This window comes from Paenibacillus sp. FSL E2-0201, from assembly GCF_037963325.1.
GTDB lineage: Bacteria > Bacillota > Bacilli > Paenibacillales > Paenibacillaceae > Paenibacillus_AQ.
The window spans coordinates 395,891-414,784 of record NZ_CP150154.1 but is presented as its reverse complement, the minus strand read 5'-3'; the positions used below and the strand labels follow the sequence as shown (position 1 = coordinate 414,784).

Annotated in this window: 21 protein-coding genes; 8 read left to right on the top strand and 13 right to left on the bottom strand. The window is 45.2% G+C overall.

The window, feature by feature from the left end:
• Positions 1–79 precede the first annotated feature (79 nt).
• From NSU15_RS01880 to NSU15_RS01870, 3 genes are all read right to left on the bottom strand, one after another.
• A complete protein-coding gene (locus tag NSU15_RS01880; protein WP_339288910.1) occupies positions 80–1,636 on the bottom strand; it encodes a sigma-70 family RNA polymerase sigma factor in 1,557 nt (518 codons plus the stop codon).
• A gap of 85 nt (positions 1,637–1,721) precedes the next feature.
• Entirely contained in the window at positions 1,722–2,051 is a 330-nt protein-coding gene (locus tag NSU15_RS01875; protein WP_339288909.1) for a carboxymuconolactone decarboxylase family protein, read from the bottom strand.
• Between the two features lies 1 nt (position 2,052).
• Positions 2,053–2,382 (bottom strand): tautomerase family protein, encoded by a 330-nt coding sequence (locus NSU15_RS01870; protein WP_339288908.1) that lies wholly within the window; start codon positions 2,380–2,382, stop codon positions 2,053–2,055.
• Between the two features lie 185 nt (positions 2,383–2,567).
• Here NSU15_RS01870 and NSU15_RS01865 point away from each other — a divergent pair, with 185 nt between their 5' ends.
• Entirely contained in the window at positions 2,568–3,473 is a 906-nt protein-coding gene (locus NSU15_RS01865) for a LysR family transcriptional regulator (protein ID WP_339288907.1), read from the top strand.
• A 60-nt stretch (positions 3,474–3,533) separates the two neighbouring features.
• Positions 3,534–4,052: a translation initiation factor IF-3 gene (gene infC / locus NSU15_RS01860; RefSeq protein ID WP_076101229.1), complete on the top strand. Its 519-nt coding sequence runs from the start codon at positions 3,534–3,536 to the stop codon at positions 4,050–4,052.
• A gap of 108 nt (positions 4,053–4,160) precedes the next feature.
• On the opposite strand, the gene NSU15_RS01855 is transcribed toward infC, so the two are convergent.
• The 10 genes from NSU15_RS01855 to NSU15_RS01810 all read right to left on the bottom strand — a co-directional run bounded on the left by NSU15_RS01855 (position 4,161) and on the right by NSU15_RS01810 (position 12,365).
• Positions 4,161–4,697, bottom strand: coding sequence for a histidine phosphatase family protein (locus tag NSU15_RS01855; protein ID WP_249923449.1), 537 nt, complete (start codon positions 4,695–4,697; stop codon positions 4,161–4,163).
• Positions 4,673–4,861, bottom strand: coding sequence for a hypothetical protein (locus tag NSU15_RS01850; protein WP_249923448.1), 189 nt, complete (start codon positions 4,859–4,861; stop codon positions 4,673–4,675). The genes NSU15_RS01855 and NSU15_RS01850 overlap by 25 nt, the downstream gene beginning before the upstream one ends.
• A gap of 18 nt (positions 4,862–4,879) precedes the next feature.
• Positions 4,880–5,482: a response regulator transcription factor gene (locus tag NSU15_RS01845; RefSeq protein WP_060625209.1), complete on the bottom strand. Its 603-nt coding sequence runs from the start codon at positions 5,480–5,482 to the stop codon at positions 4,880–4,882.
• The gene (locus tag NSU15_RS01840) at positions 5,479–6,633 is read right to left on the bottom strand and encodes a sensor histidine kinase (RefSeq protein WP_339288905.1); all 1,155 of its coding nucleotides are present in this window, start codon (positions 6,631–6,633) and stop codon (positions 5,479–5,481) included. The genes NSU15_RS01845 and NSU15_RS01840 overlap by 4 nt, the downstream gene beginning before the upstream one ends.
• Positions 6,634–6,637: 4 nt before the next feature.
• Positions 6,638–7,372, bottom strand: a complete 735-nt coding sequence (locus NSU15_RS01835; RefSeq protein WP_339288904.1) for an ABC transporter permease — start codon at positions 7,370–7,372, stop codon at positions 6,638–6,640.
• Positions 7,373–7,374: 2 nt separating this feature from the next.
• Complete coding sequence (locus tag NSU15_RS01830) at positions 7,375–8,283, bottom strand: ABC transporter ATP-binding protein (protein WP_339288903.1); 909 nt, start codon at positions 8,281–8,283, stop codon at positions 7,375–7,377.
• 195 nt (positions 8,284–8,478) lie between these two features.
• Positions 8,479–9,231, bottom strand: a complete 753-nt coding sequence (gene nfsA / locus NSU15_RS01825) for an oxygen-insensitive NADPH nitroreductase (RefSeq protein WP_076116543.1) — start codon at positions 9,229–9,231, stop codon at positions 8,479–8,481.
• A 31-nt stretch (positions 9,232–9,262) separates the two neighbouring features.
• On the bottom strand, positions 9,263–11,725 hold the full coding sequence (locus tag NSU15_RS01820; RefSeq protein WP_339288902.1) for a heavy metal translocating P-type ATPase: 2,463 nt from the start codon (positions 11,723–11,725) through the stop codon (positions 9,263–9,265).
• A gap of 113 nt (positions 11,726–11,838) precedes the next feature.
• Positions 11,839–12,039: a copper chaperone CopZ gene (copZ, locus tag NSU15_RS01815; RefSeq protein WP_036682768.1), complete on the bottom strand. Its 201-nt coding sequence runs from the start codon at positions 12,037–12,039 to the stop codon at positions 11,839–11,841.
• Positions 12,040–12,092: 53 nt separating this feature from the next.
• Complete coding sequence (locus NSU15_RS01810) at positions 12,093–12,365, bottom strand: metal-sensitive transcriptional regulator (RefSeq protein ID WP_339291211.1); 273 nt, start codon at positions 12,363–12,365, stop codon at positions 12,093–12,095.
• A 381-nt stretch (positions 12,366–12,746) separates the two neighbouring features.
• Here NSU15_RS01810 and NSU15_RS01805 point away from each other — a divergent pair, with 381 nt between their 5' ends.
• The 6 genes from NSU15_RS01805 to NSU15_RS01780 all read left to right on the top strand — a co-directional run bounded on the left by NSU15_RS01805 (position 12,747) and on the right by NSU15_RS01780 (position 18,794).
• On the top strand, positions 12,747–14,267 hold the full coding sequence (locus NSU15_RS01805; RefSeq protein ID WP_339288900.1) for an MDR family MFS transporter: 1,521 nt from the start codon (positions 12,747–12,749) through the stop codon (positions 14,265–14,267).
• A gap of 5 nt (positions 14,268–14,272) precedes the next feature.
• On the top strand, positions 14,273–14,836 hold the full coding sequence (locus NSU15_RS01800) for a PadR family transcriptional regulator (RefSeq protein WP_339288899.1): 564 nt from the start codon (positions 14,273–14,275) through the stop codon (positions 14,834–14,836).
• 117 nt (positions 14,837–14,953) lie between these two features.
• A complete protein-coding gene (locus tag NSU15_RS01795; protein ID WP_339288898.1) occupies positions 14,954–15,931 on the top strand; it encodes an aldo/keto reductase in 978 nt (325 codons plus the stop codon).
• 380 nt (positions 15,932–16,311) lie between these two features.
• Positions 16,312–17,493, top strand: coding sequence for a hypothetical protein (locus NSU15_RS01790; protein WP_339288897.1), 1,182 nt, complete (start codon positions 16,312–16,314; stop codon positions 17,491–17,493).
• Position 17,494: 1 nt separating this feature from the next.
• A complete protein-coding gene (locus NSU15_RS01785; RefSeq protein WP_042123565.1) occupies positions 17,495–18,082 on the top strand; it encodes a signal peptidase I in 588 nt (195 codons plus the stop codon).
• A 91-nt stretch (positions 18,083–18,173) separates the two neighbouring features.
• Positions 18,174–18,794 (top strand): TasA family protein, encoded by a 621-nt coding sequence (locus tag NSU15_RS01780; RefSeq protein WP_042123563.1) that lies wholly within the window; start codon positions 18,174–18,176, stop codon positions 18,792–18,794.
• Positions 18,795–18,894: the final 100 nt, after the last annotated feature.

The window sequence follows — 18,894 nt, the reverse complement described above, 5'->3', positions numbered from 1 at the left end:
CGAGGGATTTATTAAATATAGCTAAACTTTCCGCATCGTTGAACCATAATGATTGTGTAAGCTGACTAAAGCAGAGTATTTATTGAAGCGCTCCGACCAACGAATTCCATCTCCAGCGCGGAGTCACGCCTTGCAGATGTACCCCTCCATACCACTCATCGATTCCTTTCTTCTCGGCCCAGTCCTCTTTACCAGACATTACGTTCTTTCCGAACGCTGTTAATACAACTTCACAATCTTGAAAAGGCATCGACGGTTCGTTATAACCGGGAAATTCCTTCAAGCCACGCGTTTGTAGCAACGGGTATGGGCCTTGAGCCATCCTTCTTAGAATATGCCAATATTGCAGATCGCCCATGCCTAAGATATGAAGCTTATCTCCCACATTTTTGAACAGCTCAATGGGTGATTTTATTCCCTCATGGATCATCTCTAGCGTGATCTGTTCTACGATACCAAGTCCATTTTTAGTAGAGGGAAAACGCGATAAATGTGCCACGAAGGCGTCATGTGCAAATGGCAGTGCGGAAGTATCCGTAGTTAAACATTGTTGCAGCGATTCTGGATTCGATGATACATAGGCTTCCCAGAGAGATTGGCCTACCGCTATCTCCTTGTCACCGATTAACTTCCACGTTCCTGATAAAGTCTCCATTTGCTCTACAGATAGTTGTCCAAGTCCACGAAACAACTCAATTCCAGGATACTCCCCGATACACAATAAACTCAGCTTCGTTGGTCCTTTCTTCTGCTTCGAGAACCAATGGAGCAAATAGCACAGCATCGTCTGGTCAAATAGATCATGCTCGAACCATAACACCACTTCATCATATTTATGAAAATCAGCCAATATTCTTTCCTGACTCTCACTGCCCTGTATGAATTCCATCTGCGGAATCCCCATCGTTTGCTCCAAATATTGCGCTCGTATTAAGCGGTTATTCTGTTCCGCAGGCTCTAAAAATACCGGTCCATGAGAATAGACCTCTCTCCACACCAATACATCACCTTGCACAATTCCTTGACGCAGCTTATCTCCCACTACATCTCCGTTTACAATATGAAGCACACCTTTTCCTCCTTCGTACAAATGGTTAAATACGGAGAGGACATCCGCTACAGGTAGCGCCCCCTTAAGCTTGCGGCGAGCATCAAAGAGTCGTTTCTTCAATACCGGGACTGAAGTCCCCAGAAAGTCAGCAATCTCTTGAAGGGAATATCCCTGAAAATAATATAATTGAACGGCGATCCGCATATTGGACGTTAATGCAGCTATAGACTCATGAAGCATTCGCCGTGCTTCTTTTTTCTCAATAATGTCCGCTACACTACATGAAGATTCTGTCGATTCCACAGCTTCATCGTAGGGTAATGCAGGATGCTGCTTTCTTCGCAAAATTCGATAACATTGCCTTGCCACTATCGCTTTAAACCAGCCTGGAAAGGCCTCTACTTCTCTTAATTTATTCAAATGCAGGAAGGCTTCTGTGAAGGCTTCCTGCACAGCATCCTCCGCTAATTGATAATCGTGAAGCTTTTCATACGCAACTGCATTCGCCATTGGTGTAAAATGCCGAACAATCTGTTCAAAAGCTTGACGATCTCCTCGCCCCGCCTCTTCAATATACTGAAGCATACTTTTGCTCGCTCCCTTCTTCCGTATTATATACAAGTGCCACTGAAGTTCCCAAAGGTTACGGATGGGATTGAAAAGTCAGACGTTATTTATTTTTTCCTATTACATCCTTTGTAACCTCTAGAGCTGAAGAGGCTCGCGGCCAACCTACATAATAAGCAAGGTGGGTAATGGCCTCCACGATTTCTTCAAGTTGTAATCCGTTCTCTAAAGCCAATCGCAGATGATAGGGGAGTTGTTCCGTCATGCCCCCCATAACCAAAGCAGAAATCGTAATCATGCTACGATCCCGAAGTGATAATTGCTCCCGTCTCCATAAGTCTCCAAATAACACATTTTCTGAGTAGTCAACGAATGCTGGAGCGAATTCCCCTAACGAATCCCGTACATTTGTGACGATTTTCCGATGCGCCATATTACACCTTCCTAACCGGAGGTTGTAGCATTTGAGCAACACCGTTACCAAACGACCAATCTTCGAATTCCGTATCGACGAGTACAATGAATATATCTTCTTTTCTGATGTTTAGCGTCATCGATAATTCCTCGGCTAGCATCGCGTAAAAGCTTGTTTTCTGCTCCGTTGATCTTCCGGATTTTAGCGTAACTTGGATATATATTAGTCCGTCGCTTCGTTCAATATTTAAATAATCTTTACTATAAAAAAACTCCCCCGCTTTATGTGCATGGAAAACCTGAAACATATCATTCTCCGGTACATGGAGATGCTGAATTAATGCACTCATTATCGCTCTGCATATTCCTTCTAGCTGATGAATGTCTTATTGTTGCTCTAAATAACTGACTCTAATAAATGGCATTATAATTCACTCCTTCTTTGGAATTCTTTTATTGTACCCTCACTCTTTTAATTTATATAATTGAATAAGATAATATTCTTAATCAATTATACCGATAGAGGTGACAATCGATGGATTTAAAAGAACTGATGGCTTTTAAGACCATCCTTCAAGAAGGCACTTTCTCACGCGCTGCCGAGAAGTTGAATTATGCGCAGTCTACCATTACCAACCAAATTCAACGACTTGAAAAAGAACTGGGCATACAACTCTTTCACAGAGGATGGGAAGTAGAACTGACAAGTGCTGGGCAAGTTTTTGCAGCGGAAATCGATAACCTTATTCAACATTGGAACTATGTATCAGAACTCACCAAGGCTTTACAGCATGACGAAATTGGCACACTTCATATCGGAGGCATTGAATTCATGATGGAATCCGTCCTACCGAACGCCTTGCGAAAATTTCATGAGCAAAAACCAAAGATGGCATGTAACTTCATTCAGGGTAACACTGATTCCCTCTCACAACTTGTTCTACAAAGTGAACTGGATTTCGCCATCTGCGGTGAGCCGTCCGACCTGTCTTTCTTTTATTTCGAACCGCTCTATCACGAGAAAATCGCTTTTATAGTAGATGAAAATCATCCTTTAAGCGGACGAGACGATATTTCATTTCGAGAAATTCTTGAATATCCAATTATAGCTGGAGGACGCACTTGCTTATATCACCTTCGGTTAGCTAAACAATTTTCGAGATTCGAATCAAAGCCCGCTTTATCCACCATAAGCCAAATTTCTGCTATTCCTCATTTTGTAAGAAAGAACCCTGGGGTAGGGGTAGTGCTTGATTCGACAGCTTTAATGACAGATATCGTAAAAATAGATGTTGAACTAAGCGAACCGTTCATTCAAGTGGGTATATTGCAGCGGCGCAACCGAGAATATCTAGCAACATCATCAAAAAAACTATTCATGCAAATCATAAAAGAGGAAATTGAGAAGATTAGTAACGCTAATCCTCCTTTCCACATTTGAACCTCAAGCTAGTTCCATATATGATAGCTATATCATTGTTCTCAGGGAGGATTCATAGAAGTGGCAGTATTAATCAACGAACAAATAAGAGCATCCGAAGTAGTCCTTACAGGACTTAGAGGCGAGAAGCTGGGCATCGTCTCCCGAGAAGAGGCGCTGGCCATGGCCAGATCAGCAGGTGCTGATCTGGTATGCACCTCGCTAATGAGCAGCCCGCCGCCCTGCAGCCTAACTGCAAAGGGCAAAGCAAAAGCGGCCGCGCAGAAGGAGGCAGCCTCAGCACGCAAGGCTAGTGGTGGCTCAGCTGCAAAAGGTGGCAGCAAGGAGAAGGTCAAAGAGCTGCGCTTCACCGCTCATATTGAGGAGCATGATTACGACACGAAGCTCCGTCAGGCAGACAAGCATCTTCGCTCCGGCAAGCCAGTGCAATTAGTTGTAAAGGCATCCGGCGCAAAGGAAGCTGCGGCTTCCAAGGCCGTGTTGGAGCGACTAGTGACTGACCTGAAGGAAGTCGGAACGAAGGAAACTGGCATCCAGACAGGCGGTAAAGGGTCACAGGTGAAATTAAATCCACGTTGAAGAGTGACCTATTCCAATTTTTTATAAGCATACGAACAAGGCCATCCTCTACGGGATGGCCTTTCATTTCATAGGCAATGTCCTTACTCGCCCTTATACATATTCACTTTAAACATGATTGCCCATCAATCCGCGAGGCCGATAGTTCATACCACCTGCATAAAGGTGGGAGACATCTCCTAATCCAATACATCTGGGAACGGCAAAGTGCTCGCTGCGCTCTTCAAACAAGATCGTCGTTACCGAGCTTGGTGCCAGCCAAAATACGGACCAAGGCAAGGCTAAAGGAATCTGTAATAAATGAGCTAGCCATGCGAGACCAAAGCCACCATGGCATACTACTCCAATCTTCTTGGTAGAAGGCTCAAGGATCCGATACAGGCCATCTTCTCTTTTATAATGGTGTCGAAGCAAGAATTGATCTGAAGCCGCTTGTAATTCGCTAAACCGCAATCTGTATTCCTCTTGCTTCAACCAATGATCTGTTTCATCAGACCATACTCTCTTTCCACTAGATAGTTCGCTAATATGTTCTCCGGGGCTATCCCATATAGACGCCATTTGTCCATCCAAAATAATCTCTGTCCAATCCAGTTCACAAGTCCAAGGTTCTGTCTGAATTACAAGTCCCGTCTCTTTGGCCACATAACTGGCTGTTGTCTGTGCTCTACCCAGTGGTGATGTGAATAATTATCCAGACCAATAGATGCCATGCGTTTTCCCAGTGCTGCTGCCTCCTGATGCCCGAATTCCGTTAGACCATCTATGGAATAGTCCGGATCACCATGACGAATCAGAAATATTTGCATAACAATGCCCTTCTCCCCTCAAATCCAGCCCTTTTCCTCTGCCAGTCGTACCGCCTCAATTCGGCTTTTCACTTCCAGCTTATTGAGTATTTCAGAAATATAATTGCGAACTGTGCCATAAGAAAGATGTAGCGAAAAAGCGATCTCCGCCGCCGTTTGCCCTTCACCAGCCAGCTTTAAAATCTCTCGTTCCCGTGCTGTTAGTGGATTTTCTTCCCGCAAGCTACCAAAAACTAACTCGGGGGATACCTCCCGATGTCCAGCCATGACACGGCGAATAGATTCAGCCAGCTTATCTACAGGCTCGTCCTTCAACAAATACCCTTGTATACCAGCCTTCACTCCACGCTCGAAATAGCCCGGACGGGCAAAGGTAGTCAAGATGATAATTCGAGTCGGACAACCTTTACTCCGCAATATTTCTGCAACCTCCAGCCCGCTTTTGAACGGCATTTCAATATCCATGAGACACACATCCGGTTGAAGCTTGTCGATTAAAGCTAACGCCTCAGCTCCATCACAAGCCTCTCCGACGACTTCGATATCATCCTCAAGATCTAGCAGGGAAGCCATCGCTCCCCGAAGCAAACGTTGGTCCTCCGCTATAACGATGGTTATCATGCACTCTCACCTCCTGTTGCTTCCTTAACGATTAGAGGGATCATAACGATCAGCGTAGTTCCCTGACCTTCTTCTGAGCTTAGCGACAGAGAGCCATCAATCAGGGATAGACGTTCCGCCATCCCCTTCATACCATTTCCATCACTAAGCTCACCATTACATCTCTCACCGTTCTGGAGGCCAATTCCGTTATCTTTAACGGTAACTCGAACTTCTCCGGCGGTCTTTGCCACCCCGATGAAGCATTTATCCGCTCTACTATGCTTCACAATGTTAGTTACCGCTTCTTTGATACAGAGGCTGAGAATATTTTGCGTCAGATCGGATACTCCCTCTAGCGAGATGTCCCCTTCCACTTCCAAGGCAATCTCCGCCGTGCGCAGCATTTCCCCGGTTTCTGCCAGTTCTTCTGCTACTGAGATCGCACGCATTTCCGACACCAGCTCGCGCACCTGACGGAGCGCAGCCCGCGAAGTACGCTGAATTTCCCGCGCCTCCTCTTGGGCTCGCTCCGTATTTTTGGTCACCAGCTTCTCTACGAGTTGACTTTTTAATGTAATCAAGGACAACGTATGCCCGAGCGTATCATGTAAATCACGAGCGATTCGCATTCGTTCCTCACGTTTCACCAGCTCTTTAATCACCTCATTGGCTTGATCCAGCTCTTTTTCCAGCTTCTGATTCCGATTCATGGATCTCACTCCGAATGGACTAATCAACATAATAATGATAAATGGAGCTAAAAATATCATGCTTCCCCACTCCATCTCACGACCCACTAAGACCAGCACCGAAAGCACCATGACTACAAAAGAAGTAAATGCAATTTTAAATCCTTTATTCTCCGTATAGTAAGCTATAAAATTCGCGGTGAAAAAGCCCATATACAGATTAAAGGGCGTATAGAACAAGCTAAGCACCACGATGATCACCATTTGAGTCGTTAACCAAACATTAAACACGCCACCCCGAACCCAATACAGCTGGCGATAGCTGATGGCAAACACCGCTATCATAATCCCACCTAGAATGAGCTTCACTCCAGTCTCCCCGCGCAAATTCAGGATGGGCAAAATCAGATATACAGCCCATACATAAGGGAAAAACCCCTGACTTCTCGGAAATAACTGGAACTTTTCACGCTCGGTCATTACTTTACACCGCTTCCTGTTTTTTTCGAATATAAACCGATAGTAACATAAAAACTACCAAATATCCGAGCAAAATCAAGACATTACTCCAATGCGGGGCTGAGCCACGTACAATCTCCCACGCCCCATTTCCATAGTTATAAGAAGGTAACCAATGACCAATCTTCTGCATTAAACGTGGTAAAATCTCAATTGGCATCCACATGCCCCCCGCTACAGCAAGCGCCATATAAATCACGTTACTGACTCCACTAGCTGTATCCACCCGTTTCATAGCACCCACAAGCGTACCAATCGCCAAAAATGGAAGGGAACCGATCAGAATCCATAGCCCACTAAGCATCCATTGACCCGCAGATAAGGAGACACCGTTGATTAAATATCCTGCGATAAAAATACAAATGACCGAAAACAGATGCATCATCGTTTGCCCGAACATTTTTCCGAAGAAATAAACAGAACCCGGTAGCGGGGTAATCCGTATAAAGGTGGTCCAGCCCTGTGTTCGTTCTTGCACCAAACGGATGCCAAGCGTCATAATCGCTGAGCCCATTACACTAAAGGTTGCCATCGACATTAAGTAGTGAGCGCGCCAAGTCGGGTCATCGTTACCTGTATTAACCACGCGGGTGAAGATAAAGTAGAACATAATGGGCATGAGCAATGACCAGAATACGTAATAAGGATTACGGATGATCCGCAGCATCTCGGCTTTACACTGTACAGTAATTAGTCTCATCTTTAGATAGCCTCCTCTTGGTTCATGGTCAATTGTTCAAAAGCGTCATCCAAACGTCCCTGATCTATACGAACATCCTTCACGGGAAGTCCAGTAACAAAAATCGCTCGCAGCGCTTCATCCGTATCGTCTGTCGTCACATGAATTCGGCCTTCTTTTTCATAACAATCCTCAATAGCGGTTAGCTCCAGCAGGCTCCTGCGTAATTTAGATCGATCACCTATTGGCAAAAAGGACAGCGAACGCTTCACAATCCGCGATTTAATCTCATCTGGACTTCCGTCTGCAACTAAATGACCTTTGCTGAACAACAGAATACGATCCGCAATATCTTCAGCTTCCTGCAAGTAGTGCGTCGTGAACACAATCGTCTTGCCCTGCTCCGCAAGTCCACGAACCGTATCCCAGAACCGCCGCCGGGAAGTAATATCAAGTCCAACCGTAGGTTCATCAAAAAAGATCAACTCTGGATCACCAGCCAGGGCCAGCGCGAAGCCTAGACTACGTTTTTGACCGCCCGAGAGCTTCTCGGCGTATCTATTCAGATCCGCTGGCGCAAGCCCTGTAGCTTTAATTAGAAACTCCATATCCATCGGCTGTGGATAATAGCTACGGATCAGAGCAATGATCTCCCGAACCTTCAGCCGATCCATCACACTTACCTCTTGCAGCATCGCACCGGTCTTTTCACGTACGATTTTATCTTTTGGATGTTGTCCAAATATTTTCACTGTACCTTCAGTGGGCTCTAATAGCCCCAATAACATACCCAATGCCGTTGTTTTGCCTGCTCCGTTCGGTCCAAGAATAGCTGTAATCGAACCCTTGGCAATGTTGAAGCTGATATTATCTACTGCTTTCTTATCCTTATATAATTTGCTGACTCCATTCATCTCAATAACACTGTCCATTTCGTAACCCCTCCGATTCCAAATGCTTGTGATCTATTTCAATCATATGGAAAAAGGAGGCCTGACATTAGTATGGACTGTCATTTCTTTAAGATGACAACTGTCACCTTCATGCCTCAGGGTACAAAAAAAGAGGTTGCCCTATCCGTAGTTTTAACTACGAATAGGGCAACCTCTTTAAGCGAAAATACTAGATTACCTCTTGAAGAATCCTTTTCCGAGAAGGAATTCCTTCATATGCAATCGCGCTGGCTGTGCCAACCGTTCTGCCATAATTACAGACCAAGGTGTATCCTTGGCACCCTGAGTCCGCTCACGCATATAGTCTGAAGAGACTTTATCGTAAGTCTTGACCTGCTCCACTGTGGTTTCGGCATTGTAGCGATTGCGATGCAGAACAGCCTCTAATGGCAGACGCGGACGCAGGCTTGAAGCTCCATCAGGGTAGCCCACACACATTCCAAATATCGGGTAAACCAGTTCGGGCAGTCCTAGCAGCTCAGAAACCTCCGCGATCCGGTTACGGATTCCGCCGATATAAACAATCCCAAGTCCGAGCGATTCTGCAGCTACAACAGCATTCTGTGCAGCAAGCGCAACATCCACGGTTGTCACTATCAGGTTCTCTGCAGAATCTTCATACGATGTCTCTCCTTGCAAATGAGGTTTTGTGACCTCACGCAGCCGATACAGATCCGCGCACCAGACCAAGAAGACTGGGCATTGTTCTATATAAGCCTGATTACCCGCTAATCCGGCAAGCTCTGCTTTTAGAGCCGAGTCCGTCACTGCAATAACACTATAGGCTTGTACACTGCTGGAAGTCGAAGCCATTTGACCTGCTTCAATAATAGCTGCAAGCTGCTCTTCACTTACTGGCTTATCCTGATACTTGCGGACGGATGCATGATTCATTAATAGAGAAATTGTTTCGTTGTTTTCTTGCATAGCGGCCACTCCTTACATTGTTATGTTTCTCCTACAGCTTTACCCGCTGTAGCCGAAGTGCATTCAAGACGACGGACACAGAACTGAATGCCATCGCAGCTCCAGCTAGCCATGGAGCTAGAAATCCGAGTGCAGCAATCGGTATACCTATTGTATTGTATGCAAGTGCCCAGAACAAATTCTGCTTAATATTACTCATCGTTTTACGGCTCATCATAATGGCATCGGGTATGCTCTTCAAATCTCCCCGCATCAGCGTAATATCTGCTGCCTCCATAGCTACATCCGTACCTGTACCGATCGCCATGCCTGTATCTGCAGTAGCCAGTGCAGGAGCATCATTGATGCCATCTCCAACCATAGCTACCTTTGTCCCATTCCGCTGCAGCTTGCGAACTTCCTCCGCTTTACCTTCCGGTAGAACCTCTGCTAACACTTTTCGAATACCTGCCTGCTTCGCAATAGCTTCTGCGGTGATTTTATTGTCACCTGTAATCATAACGACCTCTATGCCCATCTCATGAAGCGCCGCTACAGCTGCTTTTGAGGTTGGCTTAATCGTATCCGCTACAGCGACAATCCCGGCAATTTCATCGTCCACTGATACAAGCATAGCTGTCTTTCCTGCCTCTTCCAGTCTCTTCATGATTGGAGCCCACTCTGTAATATCCAATTGATGATCTTCCATCATCCGCCGTGTACCCACCCTAACTTGTTGATCGGAGACAACAGCCATAATCCCCCGTCCAGGTACATTATCAAACTGTTCAGCGGTGGGTAAGATCAATCCTCTGTCAGCAGCTCCTGCTACGATAGCTTCCGCAAGCGGATGCTCTGATAATTTCTCGGCTGCCGCAGTTAATGCTAATAGACGATTCTCAGCATTTTCTTTACCATAAGCGGCAATTCCAGTTGTAGTCACGACATCAGTCAGCACGGGTTTACCATTTGTAACCGTACCTGTCTTATCTAGGACAACGATCTTAATCCCTTGTGCGCCTTCTAAATGCTCACCGCCCTTGAATAGGATACCAAGCTCCGCAGCGCGGCCCGATCCCGCCATAATGGAAGTCGGTGTAGCTAGACCTAACGCACATGGACAAGCGATTACGAGCACCGCAATAGCCTTTTCAAGGGCATCGGCGAACTGACCAGATGCTGCCCAGAAGTACCAGACCAAGAAAGTGATCATCGCAATTCCTACAACAATGGGTACAAAAATCCCTGAGATGACATCCGCGATCCGCTGGATCGGCGCTTTGGAACCTTGGGCCTCCTCCACTACTCTAATAATTTGAGCGAGTGCAGTGTCTCTTCCTACTTTGTTAGCTTTGATTCTTAAGATCCCATTCTTATTTAATGTAGCACCGATAACGGTATCTCCAGGTTTTTTCTCTACAGGAATACTTTCTCCGGTCAACATAGACTCGTCCACAGAAGAGGAACCCTCTACTACCTCGCCATCCACTGGCACCTTTGTTCCGGGCTTCACCAAAACAATATCGCCGGGAATCACTTCATCGGTCGAGATATTCATTTCTTTGCCATCGCGGATCACGAGGGCCGTCTTTGCCTGAAGCCCCATTAAGCTCTTAATGGCGTCAGAGGAACGTCCTTTCGCTAGCGCCTCGAACCATTTACCTACGAGGATGAGAGTGATGAGTACAGCACTCGTCTCATAATACATTTCTACGGTATGATTCATTCCCTTCATACTTAATGAATCAATCGTCAAATAAAGACTGTAGAAATACGCTGCTGATGTCCCCAGTACGACTAACACATCCATATTGGCACTCCCGTTACGAAGTGCTTTATACGCGCCTACGTAGAACTGCCAGCCGATGATAAACTGTACGGGAGTCGCCAGAACAAGCTGTAACCAAGGATTCATGAATATCTCCGGTGTTGGAATCCAGCTTGTGAATGAGAAATGACCTGCCATCGCCCATAACAATGGGAAAGAAAGAATAGCAGAAATGATCCACTTCCACTTCTTATGCTGAATTTCCTGTACACGACGATCCACATGATCCTTGCGTTCTTCTTTAAGGGTAGCTTTGTATCCGATATTGCTTACCTTCTCCATGATCTCTCTTGGACTAATATTACCGGGAGTATATTCTACATGTGCTGTTTCCAGCGCTAAATTCACGTTCACTGCTGCGATACCCGGCGTACGGCTCAACACTTTTTCGATCCGTGCCGAGCATGCAGCGCAGGTCATGCCTGATATATCAAAATCCGCGGTCTCTTTGACGGTATCATAACCAAGAGCGCGGATTTTATCTTCAATTTGTGGTAACCCTGATACAGAAGGATCGAATCCGACAGTGGCTTGTTCCAAGGCTAAATTTACATTTACGCGAGAAACACCCTCCATCCGGGACAAACCTTTCTCAATTCGAGCTGCACAAGCAGAACAGGTCATGCCTGTAATCTGCACAGTTGCTTGCTGTTCATTGAGTGAAGCTGCTGTTTTTAACTTATCCATGATTTCCAAGCCTCCTCATACCCTTATAGGGTATGATAATTTCTAAAAAAAGAAAAGGCTTTGGAGCTTGGGCAATTCCCAAACAGCTCCAAGCCTTATTACTGTGCTTCAAATTAAACTACATCATACCCTTGGTCTTCAATAGCTTCTTTAATAGCTCCAAGGCTCACCTTGTTCTCATCATACTCAACGGAAACTTTTTTAGCAGCAAGATCAACTTTTGCAGTAGCTCCAAGATTACCTACAGCCTTCTCTACAGAGTTGACACAGTGGCCACAAGACATTCCTTCAACGTTTAATGTAGCGTTCGACATTATTATTACCTCCAGTAAATTTTATGAAGCCATGCTCAAAGAGCATTAGCTTATTATTTCATTAATTTGTTAACCGTAATTAGCAGGTCATCGATAACCTCATGTTCACCGGCTTCGATTCGTTCAACAATACAACTCTTCATGTGCCCTTCCAGCAGCATCTTACCAACACCGTTTAGTGCCGCTTGAACCGCTGCGAGCTGATTGAGCACATCGTCACAATAAGTATCCCGCTCTATCATACCCTTTATCCCGCGGATCTGGCCCTCAATCCGGTTGAGGCGAGTATTCAAACCATTTTTGAAATCTGTCGAATGATGACTCATTCGTTCTCCAGATGCTGAAGAATGACAGTCAGCTTCACAGGATTTCTCAGTTTGTTCTTGCTTACTAGTAGACATAAGAATCAGCCTCCTTGCCAATAATATAATATACCCCCGTAGGGTATGTCAAGAGGCGTTCTTTATTCCCTATCCCCTAAATCCCATTTTTTCAAGCATAAACGCCTGCGGTGTCCTTATAAGGACGGTAAGCGTTTAAGCGAGAAATATAAGACATATAGTATAGTATTGTGTGAAACTTATGCTTCTTATATTTGAAAAAACTATTGCTACCCTATTCAAATTTGAATATAATAAATTTTGCTTCTAACCTATGAACATTTTTTGAACGGATTTATCACTATTAGAAAAAGGAGCCTGCGAAGCATGCATACTAAAGAAAGTAATCTTAAACTCGTAGTTATCGGCCTGCTGCTCGGTATTCTGATGTCCGCGATGGACAATACCATTGTAGCTTCAGCTATGGGAACCATAGTCTCCGACCTTGGCGGTCTGGACAAAATCGTATGGGTCACTTCGGCCTATATGGTCATGGTAATGGCTGGGACCCCTATCTTCGGCAAGCTCTCGGATATGTATGGACGTAAACGTTTCTTCATATTCGGTCTGATTGTCTTTCTTGTTGGCTCAGCACTGTGCGGTACTGCAACCAGTATTACACAACTCAGTATTTACCGGGCTATTCAAGGGATCGGCGGCGGTGCACTAATGCCTATCGCCTTCACCATCGTTTTCGACATTTACCCTCCAGAAAAAAGAGGAAAGCTGACCGGCCTTTTCGGTGCCGTCTTCGGAATCTCCAGTGTACTCGGACCATTATTGGGTGCATATATTACCGACTATGTAGGCTGGCAATGGGTATTCTACATTAACCTGCCGCTCGGAATTATTGCACTTTTTCTGATCACAACTTCTTACAAAGAATCGATCTCTCACGCTAAACAGCGCATCGACTGGGGGGGAGCCTTCACTCTCGTCGGCGCCATTATCTGCCTAATGTTTGCGCTAGAGCTGGGAGGCAATCAATACGCTTGGGATTCTAGTGTCATTCTCGGCTTATTCGTCGGCTTCGCTGTACTCTTACTGGCATTCATCCTCATTGAGAGAGTGGCGGCTGAACCTGTTATCTCGTTCGCGATGTTCAGTAAACGGTTGTTTGCAACAAGCAGTGTGACAGCCTTGTTCTATGGCTCTGCCTTTATCGTAGCCACCATCTACATTCCTATCTTTGTACAGGGTGTATTTGGCGGATCCGCTACGAACTCTGGACTGATCCTTATGCCGATGATGATCGGTACGGTCGTGGGCAGTCAGACCGGTGGTCTACTTACAACCAAAACCAGCTTCCGCAATATTATGATCCTGTCCGCAGTCTGCTTTGTCGCAGGTGTCTACAGTCTAAGCACTTTGTCACCAGATACCTCCCGTCTCATGCTGAATGTATTTATGGCCTTAACTGGGTTCGGCGTGGGCTTCTCCTTCTCCGTACTAAGCATGGCGGCGATCCATAATTTCGACATGCGCCAACGCGGTTCGGCAACTTCAACAAGTACCTTTATGCGCTCTCTTGGGATGACGCTTGGGATTACGATCTTCGGTATTATTCAGCGTAATAACTTCACTAGCAGTATTAGCGATGCTTTTGGCGGAAGTGAGCAATCAGCGGCCTTCGGTGATCCACGAGCAGCCCTGACACCTGAAGCAAGAGCCAAGATTCCACCGGAAATATTAGAGAAAATCTCTAGTGCACTGTCTTCTTCTATCGCACATACCTTTATGTGGGCTATGATTCCTGCCATCCTAGGTTTAGTCTTTGTGCTGCTTATGCCAAAAGACCGCCTCACCATTCCGAGTAAAACTGCTCAGGCGTCCGAGGATAAAAGGTAACGATTATGTCGATGAAATTGGCTATTCTCGGACTATTGCTTGAACGAAATATGCACCCCTATGAAATTACACTAGTCATGAAAGAGCGCTCCATGGACCGGATTACAAAGCTGCAGCTCGGGTCTCTTTATTACGCTGTCGATAAACTTGCACAAGATGGCTATATTGAAGCTTTAGAGGTGATTAGCAGCAGTGATCGCCCAGACAAAACCATTTACGGTATTACTGAGCAAGGTAAAAATTTATTCGAGCAGCTAATTCTACAGCAAATTAAAAAGAACGAGCCCTTCTATCATCCGATGTATATGGCTCTAGCCATGTCGCGTCATGTTGATCAAAGCAAGGTGGAGAAATTACTAGAGGAACGTATCCGTGAAACGGAGCATCAAGTGAATCTGGCATATCAGGTGTATGAAGAGCATATCCCTATTGTTCCTCGTTCCGCCCTGCATCTTATGTACGGCACCTATGAACACACCCTTACTGAGTTAAAATGGCTGCAACGTCTCTATGATGACGTTGTAGCACGCAAGTTGAATGACATTGGAACACCGCTCAATACAGAGTAGAGACCTTAAGGTCCCTACTCTTTTTTTGCTTTTCTAGATACAATAAATACCATACTAGAATCTAAGCGTGTACAATGTGTAAATATATACAATCATAATTTCCTAGGAGGAATCACATTGTTGAGAACGCTGCCTTTAAACAAGCGCGGTATACCAGCCAGCCGTATTGCTCTAGGTTGTATGGGACTTGGCGGAGAGTGGGATCATGAACCGATTACCGCCGAGAATGTTAAGCAGGGACATGATGCCGTCGAAGCTGCACTTTCTATTGGCATCAATATGTTTGATCATGCAGATATTTATACCCGTGGTAAGGCCGAGAAGGTATTCGGTCAGATTTTTAAAGAACGCCCAGGGCTCCGCGAAGAAATCATTATTCAATCGAAGTGCGGTATTAAGCTAATGGAGCCTGGAGACAGCTCTAATGTGTTCGATTTCTCAAGCCAGCATATTCTAAGCAGTGTAGATGGAATATTGTCGCGACTAGGAACGGAATATATTGATATTCTGCTGCTCCATCGGCCCGATCCCCTAATGGATCCGGAGGAAGTAGCTTCTGCTCTGCATCAATTGAAGACAGCAGGTAAGGTTCGCCATTTCGGCGTCTCCAATATGAGCACAGCGCAAATCAAAATGCTGCAAGCCTGTTGCGAGGAACCCTTTATCGTAAACCAGCTGCATATGAGCCTAGCCAAGCTGAGCTGGGTCGATGCTGGAATCAGTGTAAACCGTGAACCCTGGAAGGATATTACCTTTCCTGAGGGAACCCTAGAGCATTGTCGAATGGAGAACATTCAGCTTCAAGCTTGGGGCCCACTTGCACAAGGCCTATTCAGTGGACGTCCGCTTGTCGATCAACCAGAGAATATCGTCCAGACAGCTGCCATGGTCCAACAACTTGCAGATGAAAAAGGAACAACACCTGAAGCCATAGTGCTATCCTGGTTAATGTCCCATCCGGCAGCTATTCAGCCTGTGATTGGGACTGTGAATCCCCTGCGTATCGCTGCCTGCGCCGATGCGGACAAGCTGGAGCTTACTCGTAAAGAATGGTATGACCTATATGTTAGTTCACGTGGTACTCGTCTTCCCTAACCCAAACCACATTTAAACTCCAAAGGATTCTTAATAGCCTAATCGTGCCTCTCGCATGATTAGGCTATTTTTAATGCAGTCACTTCTTTACACATCGTTCTCTATTGCGAATAAAAATAGATATCAAGCGATAAATAGAGATAAATAGAGATAAATTAACATTTTTGTTCTTTATAGAGCACAAACGAGACTTATTGACAGTTTTCTTTTCAATTTATTCCATGTATTATTCATTACAGAAGTCGTTCTTAATAAAGAACAACAATAACGAACCAAAGAAATTCAAGACATTGAGGGGAGGTATTCCTCTGAGACCCAGATCAGCAAAAAGAAGACCTAAAAGAAAGAGGCAAATCGGATTACGTGTTCTGCAATCAGGAATGGCTGTCTCCGTCTTGTTTCTGACTACCTCGCAGCAAGTGGGTAGTACCTATGGTGGTTTTGGAGCTACTACGCAAACCACTAGCACAATTAGCTTTTGCGAAGTATTTCCAAACTCGATCAAAGGGCTTCTAACAGAACTCAAAGATCATATCGAAAGAGCTACTGCTCTAAAAGGATCACTGCAAAGCTATACCCCTTCAGGCAGTCTCTCAGACGTTTCGGGAATAGAAGGCATGTCACTGGATGAGCTTGATGTCGCAGCGCAAGAGATTTCCACGCAAATCTCCGCACTTCAATCCCAAATCGATGGCGTTAATGAGCAGTTGGCTAGCAACAGTCAGATTTGGAATGACATCAATAGTGAGCTAAATGCAGCAGCAGCCGTCTTATTCCAGATTGGAGGATATATGACCTCTCTAGATTCAAACTGTCTAGAAATCAAGGATGAGCAATTCTTCAGTGAGCTGCAAAGCAGTCTGAATCAAAATGGTGTAATCTCTGAATCCCTGAATGCTTCCTTAAATGGAGTCATTCAATACCTAAATTCCATTCACGACATCGGTCTTCCTTTTACTTCGGTAGTGACCAGTGATGTATATGGACAACCCGAGTTACGCAACGAGGCGTTTCAGCAGCCGTTACCCTTCCTGATTGCTTTTGGTCAGCCGGCCGGCAATATCTCTAGCGAACTTACGTCCACTTATGAAAATCTCAATACTGAAATGAATGATCTTAAAGAATCAGCTACTTCAGGCATCAGCACTCTTCAGAGTCAGCTCCAATTGATCAGTCAAACCCGCGAACAACAATTGGAAGCCCTTGAGAAAGCCCGATTAGAGGCGCTGGAACAAGCGAAGAAAGAAGAACGTTTGGCCCTGGAGAAAAAAGAAAAGCAAGAAGCAGAGGACAAAGCGAAAGCTGAAGCTGAAGAGAAAGCAAAAACGGAAGCGACTCCACCGACAGGTGAAGCTGCTCCAGAGAACATAAATAAAGAGCAACCTGAAGCCCCAGCTACTAACCCGGTCGATCCGGAAGTTGGTGAAGAGCCAACGATTCCACAAGATATACCACAGCAAAAGGTTCCTCAGGAGACGCCAAAGGCGGAAGCTACAACCTCTTCCCCGCCGGCAGCAACACCAGCTCCTTCGGCCCCTCAACAAGACAAAGGTGGAGAATAATATGCGGATTAAAAAAATGATCAACAATACATTATCGAGCATCATGCTTGTGATCTTTATTCTGCTGGTGATAGCCGTAGTGTTATCCAAGGCCTCCGGCGGTGAACCTGCCTTCTTCGGATACCAGATCAAATCGGTACTCTCAGGTTCGATGGAGCCAGGGATTCAAACCGGATCGATTGTCGCTTTAAAACCCGGAGGAGATATGAATCGCTTCAAAAAAGGCGATGTTATCACCTTTAGAAATGAAGAAAACCTGCTCATTACTCACCGTGTTGTAGAAGCAACAATGAACAATGCTACTGGTGAAGCCATGTATCGCACGAAAGGCGATAACAATGATGCGCCTGATATGAACCCTACCAGTTCCACGAATGTTGTAGCTGAGTATGCAGGGGTCACCGTACCTTATGTAGGTTACGCTATGAATTTCGCAGTTTCCAAAGCTGGAAGTGTTGTGCTCATGATCGTACCAGGCTTGATGCTCCTGCTCTATGCCCTGTATTCATCATGGAAGGCTGTAGCTGCACTCGAAAAGAAAAATGCGGCTATACTGCCCACCTCTCCACCTCCAACTGAAATACAGTAATTCGTTGATTGTCCGCTTCCGCTTACGAACCGGAAGTTACAATATATAACTTTTATAAAAAAACCACAAAAACCGAGGAGGAATTTTAATTATGGGTATCAAAAAAACATTGGGTCTTGGCGTAGCATCTGCAGCACTGGGTTTATCATTGATTGGTGGAGGAACTTTCGCTTACTTTAGCGACACTGCACAAAGCACCGCTACATTCGCAGCAGGTACACTGGATTTGAACTCTGATCCTTCTGTTATCGTTGATTTGAAGGATCTGAAGCCAGGCGATACGATCAAAAGAGACTTCAAACTAAAAAATGACGGTACACTTGATATCGGTTCGATCCTCCTCAAAACAGCTACCTCTATTAATGATGTAGGTGGTAACAACGGCGCTAACGATTTGGCAAAATTCATCAAAGTTAAATTCCTGGTGAATAAAGATAAAAGCGGCATCTTACCTGGTAGTGAAGAGAAAGTAGTTTGGGAAACTACCCTGGCCGATTTGAAGACTCAGACACCGGATCTCGTAAAAAACACTGGACTTGATGCAATCTGGGGTACTAGCGAAGCATCTGGAATTAAGGCCGGCACAAATGATAGCTTCACCGTTCAATTCGAATTTGTTGATAACGGCCAAGAGCAAAACTACTTCCAAAAAGATTCATTAACTCTGACTTGGGATTTCGTAGGTAAGCAAACTGCTGGATCCGCTAAATAATCTAATAAGTCTTCCATTTGAAGAGCAGCAGATTCTTATTCCGGAAAGCGGATAAGTAGATGCTGCTTTTTTCTTTACAATAATCTTTGTCGAATTTATT